General features: G+C 68.0%; 10 protein-coding genes. 6 read left to right on the top strand and 4 right to left on the bottom strand.

From position 1 onward, the window contains the following. Positions 1 to 14: 14 nt before the first annotated feature. The 4 genes from katG to recG all read right to left on the bottom strand — a co-directional run bounded on the left by katG (position 15) and on the right by recG (position 6,220). On the bottom strand, positions 15 to 2,201 hold the full coding sequence (katG, locus tag AC1VVG_RS03615) for a catalase/peroxidase HPI (protein ID WP_124669288.1): 2,187 nt from the start codon (positions 2,199 to 2,201) through the stop codon (positions 15 to 17). Between the two features lie 101 nt (positions 2,202 to 2,302). Continuing rightward, a complete protein-coding gene (locus AC1VVG_RS03610) occupies positions 2,303 to 2,431 on the bottom strand; it encodes a hypothetical protein (RefSeq protein WP_260435749.1) in 129 nt (42 codons plus the stop codon). A 381-nt stretch (positions 2,432 to 2,812) separates the two neighbouring features. Next, on the bottom strand, positions 2,813 to 3,772 hold the full coding sequence (locus tag AC1VVG_RS03605; protein ID WP_034187146.1) for a hydrogen peroxide-inducible genes activator: 960 nt from the start codon (positions 3,770 to 3,772) through the stop codon (positions 2,813 to 2,815). Positions 3,773 to 3,898: 126 nt separating this feature from the next. Beyond that, positions 3,899 to 6,220: an ATP-dependent DNA helicase RecG gene (gene recG, locus AC1VVG_RS03600; protein WP_482835257.1), complete on the bottom strand. Its 2,322-nt coding sequence runs from the start codon at positions 6,218 to 6,220 to the stop codon at positions 3,899 to 3,901. A gap of 167 nt (positions 6,221 to 6,387) precedes the next feature. On the opposite strand from recG, the gene queA reads away from it, so the two are divergent. The 6 genes from queA to AC1VVG_RS03570 all read left to right on the top strand — a co-directional run bounded on the left by queA (position 6,388) and on the right by AC1VVG_RS03570 (position 14,292). Then, the gene (gene queA / locus AC1VVG_RS03595; RefSeq protein ID WP_482835256.1) at positions 6,388 to 7,455 is read left to right on the top strand and encodes a tRNA preQ1(34) S-adenosylmethionine ribosyltransferase-isomerase QueA; all 1,068 of its coding nucleotides are present in this window, start codon (positions 6,388 to 6,390) and stop codon (positions 7,453 to 7,455) included. A 261-nt stretch (positions 7,456 to 7,716) separates the two neighbouring features. Then, positions 7,717 to 8,904: a tRNA guanosine(34) transglycosylase Tgt gene (gene tgt / locus AC1VVG_RS03590; RefSeq protein WP_034187442.1), complete on the top strand. Its 1,188-nt coding sequence runs from the start codon at positions 7,717 to 7,719 to the stop codon at positions 8,902 to 8,904. A 232-nt stretch (positions 8,905 to 9,136) separates the two neighbouring features. Continuing rightward, the gene (gene yajC / locus AC1VVG_RS03585; protein ID WP_006476868.1) at positions 9,137 to 9,460 is read left to right on the top strand and encodes a preprotein translocase subunit YajC; all 324 of its coding nucleotides are present in this window, start codon (positions 9,137 to 9,139) and stop codon (positions 9,458 to 9,460) included. 106 nt (positions 9,461 to 9,566) lie between these two features. Continuing rightward, entirely contained in the window at positions 9,567 to 11,588 is a 2,022-nt protein-coding gene (gene secD / locus AC1VVG_RS03580) for a protein translocase subunit SecD (protein WP_049028476.1), read from the top strand. A gap of 18 nt (positions 11,589 to 11,606) precedes the next feature. Then, positions 11,607 to 12,557: a protein translocase subunit SecF gene (gene secF / locus AC1VVG_RS03575; protein ID WP_034187142.1), complete on the top strand. Its 951-nt coding sequence runs from the start codon at positions 11,607 to 11,609 to the stop codon at positions 12,555 to 12,557. A 220-nt stretch (positions 12,558 to 12,777) separates the two neighbouring features. Continuing rightward, positions 12,778 to 14,292, top strand: a complete 1,515-nt coding sequence (locus AC1VVG_RS03570) for a S41 family peptidase (protein ID WP_482835255.1) — start codon at positions 12,778 to 12,780, stop codon at positions 14,290 to 14,292. Positions 14,293 to 14,303 lie beyond the last annotated feature (11 nt).

Raw genomic sequence — 14,303 nt, 5'->3', positions numbered from 1 at the left:
GCATGCGGCCGGTTTCATGCGAGGTCGAAGCGGTCGAGGGTCATCACCTTGTTCCAGGCGGCGACGAAATCGCGCGCGAACTTCTCCTTCGCATCCGCGCTGCCGTACACCTCGGCCAGCGCGCGCAACTGCGAGTGCGAACCGAAGATCAGGTCGACGCGCGTGCCCGTCCACTTGACCGCGCCCGTCGCGCGGTCGCGCCCCTCGAACACGTCGTTCGCGGCCGACACCGGCTTCCACTCCGTGCCCATGTCGAGCAGGTTCACGAAGAAGTCGTTCGTCAGCGTTTCCGGACGGTCGGTGAACACCCCGTGCTTCGAGTCGCCGGCGTTCGCGCCGAGCACGCGCAAGCCGCCGACGAGTACCGTCATCTCCGGCGCCGTCAACGTCAGCAGTTGCGCCTTGTCGACCAGCAGCGCCTCGGCCGGCGTCTTGTACGCGGCCTTCAGGTAGTTACGGAAGCCGTCGGCGAGCGGCTCGAGCACGGCCATCGCCTCGACGTCGGTCTCTTCCTGCGTCGCATCCGCGCGGCCCGGCGCGAACGGCACCGTCACCGCGATACCCGCGTTCTTCGCGGCCTGCTCGACGCCGGCCGCACCGGCCAGCACGATCAGGTCGGCGAGCGACACCTTCTTGCCGCCCGTCTGCGCGTCATTGAACGCCTTCCGCACGCCTTCGAGCGTCTCCAGCACCTTCGCGAGCTGGGCCGGGCGGTTCACTTCCCAGTCCTTCTGCGGCGCGAGGCGGATGCGCGCACCGTTCGCGCCGCCGCGCTTGTCCGACCCGCGGAACGTCGCTGCCGACGCCCATGCCGTCGACACGAGCTGCGACACCGACAGGCCGGTGGCCAGCACCTTCGCCTTCAGCGCGGCAACGTCGGCGGCGTCGATCAGCGGGTGGTCGACTGCCGGGATCGGGTCCTGCCACAGCAGGTGTTCCGCCGGCACTTCCGGGCCGAGATAACGGGAGCGCGGGCCCATGTCGCGGTGCGTGAGCTTGAACCACGCACGCGCGAACGCATCGGCGAACTCGGCCGGGTTCTCGTAGAAACGGCGCGAGATCTTTTCGTAGGCCGGGTCGAAACGCAGCGACAGGTCGGTCGTCAGCATCGTCGGGCGATGCTTCTTCGACGCGTCGAACGCATCGGGAATCACTTCGCCGGCGTCCTTCGCGACCCACTGGTGCGCGCCGGCCGGGCTCTTCGTGAGCTCCCACTCGTAGCTGAACAGGTGCTTGAAGAAGTCGTTGCTCCACTTCGTCGGCGTCGAGGTCCACGTGACTTCGAGGCCGCTCGTGATCGCGTCCTTGCCCTTGCCCGTGCCGAACGTGCTCTTCCAGCCGAGACCCTGCTCCTCGAGGCCCGCGGCTTCCGGCTCGGGGCCGACGTTCGACGCCGGACCGGCGCCGTGCGTCTTGCCGAACGTGTGGCCGCCCGCGATCAGCGCGACCGTCTCTTCGTCGTTCATCGCCATCCGCGCGAACGTCTCGCGGATGTCGTGCGCGGCGGCGACCGGGTCGGGGTTGCCGTCCGGGCCTTCCGGGTTCACGTAGATGAGGCCCATCTGCACGGCGGCGAGCGGGCTTTCGAGCTCACGCTTGCCCGAGTAGCGGCTGTTCGGGCCGCCGCTCAGTTCCAGCCAGATCTTTTCCGAGCCCCAGTACACGTCGTCCGGTTCCCACGTGTCGACGCGGCCGCCGGCGTAACCGAACGTCTTGAAGCCCATCGATTCGAGCGCGACGTTGCCCGTCAGGATCAGCAGGTCGGCCCACGAGATGTTGCGGCCGTACTTCTGCTTGATCGGCCACAGCAGCCGGCGCGCCTTGTCGAGGCTCACGTTGTCCGGCCAGCTGTTGAGCGGCGCGAAGCGCTGCTGCCCGCCGCCCGCGCCGCCGCGGCCGTCGGCCGTGCGGTACGTGCCGGCGCTGTGCCATGCCATGCGCACGAACAGGCCGCCATAGTGGCCGAAGTCGGCCGGCCACCAGTCCTGCGACGTCGTCATCAGCGCGTGCAGGTCCTGCTTCACCGCCGCGAGATCCAGCTTCTTGAACGCCTCGGCGTAGTCGAAATCCTGGTCCATCGGATCGGACAGCGCCGAATGCCGGTGCAGGACATTCAGGTTCAGCTGATTCGGCCACCAGTCCTTGTTCGTCGTGCCGCTGCCTGCGGTGTGGTTGAACGGACACTTCGCTTCGTTCGACATGCTTTTTCTCCTTTACTTGCTCGTAGGCCCCCACGTGCCGGGCGCGGTTCGTGGAGCATTGCGGGGGATAAGAAACGGAACAGGCAGATCCTCCTGCCGTACTACGGGATGTCGTGCGCGGCCTTCGGCTCGCGTTCCCGCTGCAACGCGCCGCAGGCGGGGCGCTCGGGGAAGCCACTGCCGGCAGTCGTCGTGCCGGCGATGCGTGCGGTGGTCATGCTGTCGGGCATGCAATGCTCCCTCATGGCTTGATGGCGGGTGAATCGGGGGAACACCGGACCGGCGCGCGGCGGCACTCATCCGCCATACACGCGATCCGCCAGGTACGCGAACGCAATCGGACGCAGGCTGCGAACCGCGGCCCTGGCGCGATGTACGACCGTGTCGCGCGACGGGATGTTCCGCTGCGCGTGCTGCAATACCGACCGCATCATGACATCCTCCTTTGACGCTTGCATCCAACGTGCATGTCGCGCGTCGGCGACGACGCCGATCCATGTAGAGGATTCTATCTATATCTATTGATTATTTGAATTTAATAAATTTCATCTATGCGATAGGGAAAAATAAACGGGGTCGCAAGACCCCGTCCATCATGCTGCCATACGCGCTCAGTTCATCGTGGCCGGCATGTCGAGCTTCGCGACGCCCGGCAGTTCGCACGCGGAAATCGCGTCGCTGATCGCGTCGATCGCGGGCATCCGCGTGAAGCTCTTGCGCCACACGAGCACCACGCGGCGGTCGGGCACCGGTTCGTTGAACGGCACGTACGACAGCAGCTCCGCATCGGGGCCGTTCGCGCGCGGGCCGACCTCGGCGACCGACATCCGCGGCAGCACGGTGATGCCGACACCGCTCGCGACCATATGGCGAATGGTTTCGAGCGACGAGCCCTCGAAGGTCTTCTGGATGCCGTCGGCCGTCTGCGAGAAGCGCATCAGCTCCGGGCACACGCCGAGCACGTGATCGCGGAAGCAATGGCCGTTGCCGAGCAGCAGCATGGTTTCCTGCTTCAGGTCCTCGGCATTGATTTCCTCGCGCTTCTCCCACGGATGGCCGGCCGGCAGCGCGACGACGAACGGTTCGTCGTACAGCGGACGCACCATCAGGCCGGTTTCCGGGAACGGCAGCGCCATGATCGCGGCGTCGATCTCGCCCTGCTTGAGCAGTTCGAGCAGCTTCAGCGTGTAGTTCTCCTGCAGCATCAGCGGCATCTGCGGAACACGCTGGATCATCTGCTTGACGAGCGTCGGCAGCAGGTACGGCCCGATCGTGTAGATCACGCCGAGGCGGAACGGGCCGACCAGCGGGTCCTTGCCCTGCTTCGCGATCTCCTTGATCGCGAAAGTCTGCTCGAGCACGCGCTGCGCCTGCGTGACGATCTGGTCACCGATCGGCGTCACGCTCACTTCGCTCGCGCCGCGCTCGAAAATCTGCACGTTGAGCTCGTCTTCGAGCTTCTTGATCGCCACCGACAGCGTCGGCTGGCTCACGAAGCAGGCCTCGGCCGCGCGGCCGAAATGCCGTTCGCGCGCGACCGCGACGATGTATTTCAATTCAGTCAGCGTCATTGTGGGTCAATCAGGTATATACAGGCGATAGGTTTAATTTATACACCCTCCGGCACCGGTTCGCCAAGTTTCTCGACATCCGATGCATCGATCGACGGCTTTCTGATCCGGCCCCGAGCTGCCGAATCAAGCCTTCAGGTACTGTTCCCGCGCACCGAGCCAACGGGCGAGATGCTGCGTGACGATGTCGGGGTACGCGGCAATCAGCCGCGTCGCGGCCTCGCGGGCCGGGTCGATCAGCCAGCCGTCGGTCTCGAGGTTGGCAAAGCGCAGCATCGCCGCGCCCGACTGGCGCGCCCCGAGGAATTCGCCGGGGCCGCGGATTTCGAGGTCGCGCCGCGCGATCTCGAAGCCGTCGGTCGTCTCGCGCATCGTCTTCAGCCGCTCGCGGCCGGTCAGGGACAGCGGCCCCGTGTACAGCAGCACGCACACCGACGCCGCGGTGCCGCGCCCGACGCGGCCGCGCAGCTGGTGCAGCTGCGCGAGGCCGAAACGCTCCGCGTGCTCGATCACCATCAGCGACGCGTTCGGCACGTCGACGCCGACCTCGATCACGGTCGTCGCGACGAGCAGCTGCACTTCGTTGCGCGTGAACGCCTCCATCACGGCGGCCTTGTCGGCGGGCGACAGCCGGCCGTGCACGAGCCCGACCTTCAGTTCGGGGAGCGCCGCCGCCAGCGTCTCGTAGGTTTCGACGGCCGTCTGCAGCTGCAGCGTCTCGCTTTCCTCGATCAGCGGGCACACCCAGTACACCTGGCGCCCGGTCAGCGCGGCCTCGCGCACGCGGGCGATCACCTCGTCGCGCCGCGCGTCGCCGACGAGGCGCGTCAGCACGGGCGTGCGGCCCGGCGGCAGCTCGTCGATCGTCGAGACCTCGAGATCCGCGTAGTACGTCATCGCGAGCGTGCGCGGGATCGGCGTGGCCGACATCATCAGCTGGTGCGGCTGGAAATCGCGCGCGCCGTTGGCCGCGTTCGCGGCCTTCGCGCGCAGTGCGAGACGCTGCTCGACGCCGAAGCGGTGCTGCTCGTCGACGATCACGAGGCCGAGCCGCGCGAATTCGACCGTGTCCTGGATGATCGCGTGCGTGCCGATCACGAGCTGCGCGGTGCCGAGCGCGGCCGCCTCGATCGCCGCGCGCTTCTCCTTCGCCTTCAGGCTGCCCGCGAGCCACGCGACCGACACGCCGAGCGGCTCGAGCCATGCGCGCAGCTTGCGCGCGTGCTGTTCCGCGAGGATTTCGGTGGGCGCCATCAGCGCGGCCTGGTAGCCGGCGTCGATCGCCTGCGTGGCGGCCAGCGCCGCGACGACCGTCTTGCCGCTGCCGACGTCGCCCTGCAGCAGGCGCTGCATCGGGTGCGCGAGCGTGAGGTCGTGCGCGATCTCGTCGACGACGCGCGCCTGCGCGCCCGTCAGCGTGAACGGCAGCGCCGCGTAGAGCCGCGTCGTCAGCGCATCGGCGTCGCTCGCGGTGCGGCGCGGCATCGCGGGCGCGGCACGCGTGCGGCGCTCCTCGTGCGCCCGCTTGAGCGACAGCTGCTGCGCGAGCAGCTCCTCGAACTTGATGCGCGTCCACGCCCGATGCGAGCCGTCCATCAACGCGGCTTCGTCGGAATCGACGCGCGGGTGGTGCAGGATGCGCACGGCCTGCTCGAGCGTCGGCACGTCGAGCGGCTTCAGGTAGTCGCGCTGGATCTCGGGCGGCAGCAGCTCGGGCAGCGGCGTGCGCTCGACCGCATTTTCGATCGCCTTGCGCAGGTAGGCCTGCGACACGCCGGCCGTGCTCGGGTAGACGGGCGTGAGCACCTGCGGCAGCGGCGCGTCCGCTTCGACGACGCGCACGGCCGGATGCACCATCTCCATCCCGAAGAAACCGCCGCGCACGTCGCCACGCACGCGCAGCCGCTGGCCGACGGCCATCTGCTTGACCTGCGACCCGTAGAAATTCAGGAAGCGCAGCACGAGCTGCTCGCCGTCGTCGTCCTGGATCTTCACGACGAGCTGGCGGCGCGGCCGATAGGCGACTTCGTTGTCGAACACGACGCCTTCGGTTTGCGCGATGCCGCCCGGCAGCAACTCGCCGATCGGCGTGAGCGTGGTTTCGTCCTCGTAGCGCATCGGCAGATGCAGCACGAGATCGATCGAACGCGTGAGGCCGAGTTTCGCGAGCTTGTCGGCGGTTTTCACCGGTTTGTCGGCGGCAGGCTTCTTCTTGCGCTTCGTGCCCGATGCACCGGGCGCGTCGGCGTCGTCGCCGCCCGCGCCCGGTTCGACGTCGGGCGCGGCGGCAGCGGGCTGCGCGAGCCGGCCGTCGGCGCCGCGCTTCGGGCCGGCGCGGCGCGCGCCGGCGGCCGATGCGGGCGGCGCGGGCGTGGCGGCATCGTCCGCGTCGAACGGATCGGCGGAATCGGCAACGGCGGCGGCGGAACGGCGTGGTGACACAGGCATCGGATCGTCAGGGTGCTTCGCAAGGCAAGTACAATAGCGGCTTTCACGTCGTCCGAACGAACGACGCCGGCCAGGCCGCGCATCCCGCCATCATAGCGGCTCGCGCGCCCCATTTACGCGTTTCCGCCCTGCCGGCGACGCCCGCCGGCCGCTTCGAACCAGCCCGCATGTTCACGCTTTCCGATTTCGATTTCAATCTGCCGCCCGAGCTGATTGCCCAAACCGCGCTGCCCGATCGCACCGCGAGCCGCCTGCTCGAGGTCGACAATACCGCCGAGCCCGCGCGCCTCGTCGACCGCCGTTTCACCGAGCTGCCGTCGTGCATCGCGCCCGGCGACCTGCTCGTGTTCAACGATACCAAGGTGCTGAAGGCGCGTTTCTTCGGCCAGAAGGCCAGCGGCGGCAAGATCGAGGTGCTGATCGAGCGCTTGACGGGCACGCACACGGCGCTCGCGCAGATCCGCGCGAGCAAGTCGCCGGGCGCCGGCACGACGCTGCGTCTCGCCGACGCATTCGACGTGACGGTCGGCGAGCGCGTCGAGCCGTTCTTCACGCTGCACTTCCCCGCGCCGTGCCTCGACCTGATCGAGCAGTTCGGCCGCCTGCCGCTGCCGCCGTATATCGAACACGACGCCGACGCGACCGACGAGACGCGCTACCAGACCGTCTATGCGAGCAACCCGGGCGCGGTCGCCGCGCCGACGGCCGGGCTGCATTTCGACCAGCCGCTGCTGGCGAAGCTCGACGCGATGGGCGTCGAGCGCGCGACGCTGACGCTGCACGTCGGCGCCGGCACGTTCCAGCCGGTGCGCGTCGAGAACATCGTCGAGCACAAGATGCACAGCGAGTGGTACGACCTGCCGCAGTCGCTCGTCGACAAGATCGCCGCGACCCGCGCACGCGGCGGCAACGTGATCGCGGTCGGCACGACGTCGATGCGCGCGCTCGAAGCCGCCGCGCGCGCGGCCGACGAAGCGGCCCGACCGCTCGCGGCGACGCAGGCCGAGACCGACATCTTCATCACGCCCGGCTACCGGTTCCGCGTGGTCGACCGGCTCGTCACGAATTTCCACCTGCCGAAATCGACGCTGCTGATGCTGGTGTCCGCGTTCGCGGGCGTCGAGACGATCCGCGCCGCGTACCGGCACGCGATCGAAGAACGCTACCGCTTCTTCAGCTACGGCGACGCGATGCTGCTGACGCGGCGCGACACGCCGGAGGCGCCGGGCGCGTAAGCGCGGCAAGTGCGATGACGCGCCGGCGCGCGACTGCGCAACGGCCGCTACGCTTCGCGCTGTCGCGCGCCGCGCCGGTGTCCCCGCGCTGTTGCCCCGTTTTCCTGCGGTACGCGCTACGATGGCGCGCACCCGCTTTTTCCCGCCGCCGGTTACCCGGCGGCGTTTCCAACATGCGCCGGACTTGCGATCCGGAGTCAGCGCTTCAGCGCATACTCCGGTCCCATGCAACGCTTTTCCGGTGGCAAGGAGAATGACGCGATGACCGAAGGTTCATCCCACGATACGCACGCGCCCGTGCAGGACCGCCCGGCGAACGGGCTCGAATTCGAACTGCTGACGACCGACGGCCATGCGCGCCGCGGCCGCGTGAAGCTCAATCACGGCGTGGTCGAGACGCCGATCTTCATGCCGGTCGGCACCTACGGCACCGTGAAGGCGATCCAGCCGCGCGAACTGCACGAGATCAAGGCCCAGATCATCCTCGGCAACACGTTCCACCTGTGGCTGCGTCCGGGCCTCGACACGATCGACGCGCACGGCGGCCTGCACGGCTTCATGGGCTGGAACAAGCCGATCCTGACCGACTCGGGCGGCTTCCAGGTGTTCTCGCTCGGCGACCTGCGCAAGATCACCGAGGACGGCGTCACGTTCGCGTCGCCGATCAACGGCGACAAGCTGTTCCTGTCGCCGGAAGTGTCGATGCAGATCCAGAAGGTGCTGAACTCCGACGTCGTGATGCAGTTCGACGAGTGCACGCCGTACGCGACCGACGGCGTGCCCACGACGCACAAGGAAGCGGCCGACTCGATGCGCATGTCGCTGCGCTGGGCGAAGCGCTCGCTCGACGAATTCAACCGGCTCGGCAACCCGAACGCCCTCTTCGGGATCGTCCAGGGCGGGATGTTCGAGGACCTGCGCGACGAATCGCTCGCGGGCCTGGCGGAGCTCGGCTTCCACGGCCTCGCGATCGGCGGGCTGTCGGTCGGCGAGCCGAAGGAAGACATGATGCGCGTGCTGCGCCACGTCGGCCCGAAGCTGCCGGCCAACAAGCCGCACTACCTGATGGGCGTCGGCACGCCGGAGGATCTGGTGGAGGGCGTCGCGAACGGCGTCGACATGTTCGACTGCGTGATGCCGACCCGCAACGCGCGCAACGGCTGGCTGTTCACGCGCTTCGGCGACGTGAAGATCCGCAACGCGACGCACAAGAACTCGCTGAAGCCGCTCGACGCGAGCTGCACGTGCTACACGTGCCGGAACTTCTCGCGCGGCTACCTGCATCACCTGCACCGCGTCGGCGAAATCCTCGGCGCGCAGCTCAACACGATCCACAACCTGCACTACTACCTGCAGCTGATGAGCGAGATCCGCGAGGCGATCGAAACGCATACGTTCGACGCGTTCCGCCAGCGCTTCGCGGAGGACCGTGCCAGAGGGGTCGACTGACCGGCCGGCGGGCCGTACCGCGCCAGTCGCATAGGACGCGTACTAAATAACGCGTTTCGATGGCCCGTCGCGACCGCCAAATATTACAATTGCCTTTCCAAACAAGTCGCAACGGTATCGGTTCGCGCTTTAACAGCTTGATCCGAAAGCGCATTTGCCGATCCGTTTGCACATGGGGCCGGTGGTAGAATAACCGGCTTATTTTTCGATCTTCCCCTACGGAGAGACCAACGTGCCGTTCATTTCCAATGCCTTCGCGCAAGGCGCCGGTGGCGCCGAATCGAGCCTGATGAGCTTCCTGCCGCTCATCCTGATGTTCGCGGTGCTCTACTTCATCATGATCCGTCCGCAGATGAAGCGCCAGAAGGAACACCGCAACATGCTCGCGGCCATGGCGAAGGGCGACGAAGTCGTCACGAGCGGCGGCCTCGTCGGCAAGGTGACGAAGGTCACCGAAGGCTACATCGGCGTCGAAATCGCCGAAGGCACTGAAATCACCGTGCAGAAGGCTGCGGTCACGACCATTCTGCCGAAGGGCACGATCAAGTCGCTGTAAGCCCTTCACCGAGCGTCCGGCTCCCCGCGCCGTGCCCGCCTGAGAGAGCGGGCCGCCGCGGCGCCGGACGCGACGCTTTCACGCCAACCACCCGTTCGGCCCCCTCATGAATCGTTATCCACTCTGGAAATATGTCGTGATGGTCGTGGCGCTCGCCATCGGCCTTCTGTACACATTGCCCAACTTCTTCGGCGAAGCGCCGGCGGTGCAGGTGTCGAGCGGCAAGGCCACGGTCAAGCTCGACTCGACCACGCTGACCCAGGTCGAAGCGGCGCTCGCGTCCGCGCAGATCACGCCGGACGACGTCACCTTCGAGAACACGGCGACCAACGCGAACATCCGCGTGCGCCTGAAGGACACCGATACGCAGCTGCGCGTCAAGGACCTGCTGCAGAAGTCGCTGAACGCCGACCCGAACGATCCGCAGTACGTCGTCGCCCTGAACCTGCAGAGCGCGTCGCCGCGCTGGCTGACGGCCCTGCACGCGCTGCCGATGTATCTCGGCCTCGACCTGCGCGGCGGTGTCCACTTCCTGCTCCAGGTCGACATGACGGGCGCGCTCACGAAGAAGCTCGACTCCGACGCGTCCGACGCACGCTCGCTGCTGCGCGACAAGAACATCCGTGACGGCGGCGTGAGCCGCGTCGACCAGTCCGTGGTCGTCAACTTCAGCGATGCGCAGACGGCGGAAGACGCCCGCAAGGTGCTCGCCGCGTCGATCACCGAACTGCAATGGGCGACCCAGCCCGGCGGCGGCGGCACGCAAGTCGTCGGCACCTTCACGCCGGCCGTGCAGAAGGCCGTCGAGGACGCGGCACTCAAGCAGAACCTGACGACGCTCCACAACCGCGTGAACGAACTCGGCGTGTCCGAGCCGATCCTGCAGCAGCAAGGCAGCGACCGCATCGTCGTCGAACTGCCGGGCGTGCAGGACACCGCGAAGGCGAAGGACATCATCGGCCGCACCGCGACGCTCGAGGCACGCCTCGCCGACCCGATCAACACGCACCCGAACCCGAACGACCCCGTTCCGCCGGGCGAGGAGCTGTTCACGCAGGGCAACCAGGCGCCCGTGCTGCTGAAGAAGGACGTGATCTTCACCGGCGACCGCATCATCGATGCATCGGCCGGTTTCGACGAACATCAGCGTCCGTCGGTCAACATCCGCCTCGACTCGGCCGGCGGCCGCGCGGTGCGCACGGTGTCGCGCGACAACATCGGCAAGCCGATGGCGATGGTGCTGTTCGAGAAGGGCAAGGGCGAAGTGCTGACGGTCGCGACGATCCAGTCCGAGCTCGGCGACCGCTTCCAGATCACGGGTCAGCCGACGCCGCAGGCCGCGGCCGACCTCGCGCTGCTGCTGCGCGCCGGTTCGCTCGCCGCGCCGATGGATATCATCGAGGAACGCACGATCGGCCCGAGCCTCGGCGCGGACAACATCAAGATGGGCGTCCACTCGGTGATCTGGGGCTTCTGCGCGATCGCCGTGTTCATGATCGCGTACTACATGCTGTTCGGCGTGGTGTCGGTGATCGGCCTGTCGGTGAACCTGCTGCTGCTCGTCGCCGTGCTGTCGCTGATGCAGGCCACGCTGACGCTGCCCGGTATCGCGGCAATCGCGCTCGCGCTCGGCATGGCGATCGACTCGAACGTGCTGATCAACGAGCGCGTGCGCGAGGAACTGCGCGCCGGCCAGCCGCCGCAGCTCGCGATCCAGGCCGGTTACGCGCATGCCTGGGCGACGATTCTCGACTCGAACGTCACGACGCTGATCGCCGGTCTCGCGCTGCTCGCGTTCGGCTCGGGCCCGGTTCGCGCGTTCGCGATCGTGCACTGCCTCGGCATCCTGACCTCGATGTTCTCCGCGGTGTTCTTCTCGCGCGGGATCGTCAACCTCTGGTACGGCGGCCGCAAGAAGCTGAAGTCGCTCGCGATCGGCCAGGTGTGGAAGCCGGAAGGCGCCGCTGCCGCCGCATCGTTCACCGACGCGGACGAATCGACCGACACCGCGCGCGCCGCGAAGCTCGCTGCCCCGGCGAAGGGCAACGCGCCGCGCGCCGGCAAGCCGCAGCTGCGCAACCGCGCGCAGCAAGGCGTGTCGCCGAAGAAACCGGGCTCGACCCAATAAGGCCCCGGAGACGAGACCATGGAATTTTTCCGCATCCGTAAAGACATTCCGTTCATGCGGCACGCGCTGGTGTTCAACGTGATCTCGCTGGTCACATTCCTCGCCGCCGTGTTCTTCCTGTTCCACCGCGGGCTGCACCTGTCCGTCGAATTCACCGGCGGTACGGTGATCGAGGTGCAGTACCAGCAGGCTGCGGAACTCGAACCCGTGCGCGCGACGCTCGGCAAGCTCGGTTATGCCGACGCGCAGGTGCAGAACTTCGGCACGTCGCGCAACGTGCTGATCCGCCTGCAGCTGAAGGAAGGCCTCACGTCCGCGCAGCAGAGCGACCAGGTGATGGGCGCGCTGAAGGCGCAGAACCCCGACGTCACGCTGCAACGCGTCGAGTTCGTCGGCCCGCAGGTCGGCCGGGAGCTCGCGACCGACGGCCTGCTCGCGCTCGCGTGCGTCGTGATCGGCATCGTGATCTACCTGTCGTTCCGCTTCGAATGGAAGTACGCAGTGGCCGGCATCATCGCCAACCTGCACGACGTCGTGATCATTCTCGGCTTCTTCGCCTACTTCCAGTGGGAGTTCTCGCTGGCGGTGCTCGCGGCGATCCTCGCGGTGCTCGGCTACTCGGTCAACGAGTCGGTCGTCATCTTCGACCGGATCCGCGAGACGTTCCGCCGCGAACGCAAGATGAACGTGCAGGAAGTGATCAACCACGCGATCACGACCACGATGTCGCGCACGATCATCACGCACACGTCGACGGAAATGATGGTGCTGTCGATGTTCTTCTTCGGCGGCCCGACGCTGCACTACTTCGCGCTCGCGCTGACGGTCGGCATCATGTTCGGCATCTACTCGTCGGTGTTCGTCGCGGGCTCGCTCGCGATGTGGCTCGGCATCAAGCGCGAGGACCTGATCAAGGAAAAGAAGACCGCGCACGATCCGGACGATCCGAACGCGGGCGCGCAGGTTTAAGCGCCGCGCCGTTTCGGCATCGCACCCAAGCCGGCCCATTCGGGCCGGTTTTTTTATGCGCGGGCCGCCGCGCTACACGGCGCGCGGGCGACACGAGCAGCGCCGTCGCGGGCGTCGGCTACAATCGTCACCACCCTGCCCCGCTTGCATGCCGGCCGCGCGCTGGCCGGGCAAGCACACTCGCCACCCGTCCCAACGTGCGGTCCCGATGATGCCTCCCATGCGTGCCGTTCGTCGCCTTGCCGCCTGCGCAGCCGTCGCGGTCGGGCTCCCGCATGCGCCGCTCGCCGTCGCGCAAGCGGCATCGGCGCCGCCCGCCGCGGCATCGGCCGCCGCCCCGACGCCGTCGCCCTGCCCGCCCGATTGGGAACCGCAGCTCTGCGAACTGAAGGCGGCCGTCGAAGTACTGAAGAAGCAGCACCTGACCGATGTCGACATCGGCGCGCTGCTCGACGCCGCCACCCACGACGGGATCAAGACGCTGCCGTACGCGCGCTTCTTCAACGCGAAGGAGGAGCAGGAGCGGCGCGACGACGAGCAGCGCGCGCGCAACGGCACGCCGGGCATCGGCATCGTGTTCGAGACGCGGCCCGACGGGCTGCACATCATCGACGTGATTCCCGACGCACCGGCCGAGAAAGCCGGCGTGCGGCCGGACGACCTCGTCGTCGCGATGAACGACCGGAGCGTCGTCGGCATCGACAGCGGCGAACTCCTGAAACTCGCGAGGGGCGACGCGGGCGTGCCGCTGAAACTCACGGTGCAGCGCGGCCCGAAGCATGCGGTGCTGACCTTCGCGCCGGTGCGCGCGATCGTCAAGCCGCATCCGGCGATCGCCAAGCGGCTCGACGGCGACATCCTGTACACGCGGCTGTCGAGCTTTCCGGAGCCGGCGGTCGGCGATTACATCGACGCGGTGCAGGCCGCGCGGCGCACGGGCCCGCCGGTGACAGGCATGATCCTCGACCTGCGCATCAACGGCGGCGGCGCGCTCAACGCGGCGATCGGCATCACCGCGCTGTTCGCGGGACGCGACCGCACCGCGATGGTGACGGTCGAGCGCGGCGACACGCAGCGCCGCCGCTACACGACCAACTGGCCCGACTACGCGCTGCCCGTCATGCACGGGCAGGATCCGCTGGCACCGCTGCAGGCCGACGACTGGTGGCGCACCGTGCCGCTCGTCGTGCTCGTCGACGGACAGAGCGCGTCGGCCGCCGAGGCGACCGCGGCCGCGCTGAAGGATCTCGGCCGCGCGAAACTGCTCGGCATGCCGACCTACGGGAAGGGCCTCGCGCAGACGGGCGTCGACCTGATCGACGGCACGCGCCTGAATTTCACGTATGCGCGCAACCTGCGGCCGAACGGCTGCCCGATGGACGGCTACGGCGTCGTGCCGGACTGGCTCGTGCCGCCGCGCCGCGACTCGGACGTCGACGGCGTGCTGCTGTGGTACCGGGAAGCCGATCTCGCGCGGGCGCCGTATGCGGACCGGCTGGCGCCCGACCCGTTCGCGCAGGTGCGCAAGGCGCGGCAGGCGCTGCGCGAGCAGCGCGTGCGCGCGAAGGTCGATACGGCGAGGAGCACGGCGCTGCCGCAGCGCGCGTTCGGCACGGCCGGCGACTGGCAGCTTCGGCAGGCGCTCGCCGCGCTCGCGGGGCGTCCGGTGCGGACCGTCGACGCGCCCGCGCAACTGATGCCGGCGCAGCCGGTATGCGAGCGCGCCGACAACTGACGCGCCGCCCC

The organism is Burkholderia sp. L-4, from assembly GCF_056856535.1.
The sequence above is the reverse complement of the archived record's forward strand: the minus strand, read 5'-3'. Positions and strand labels throughout refer to the sequence as shown.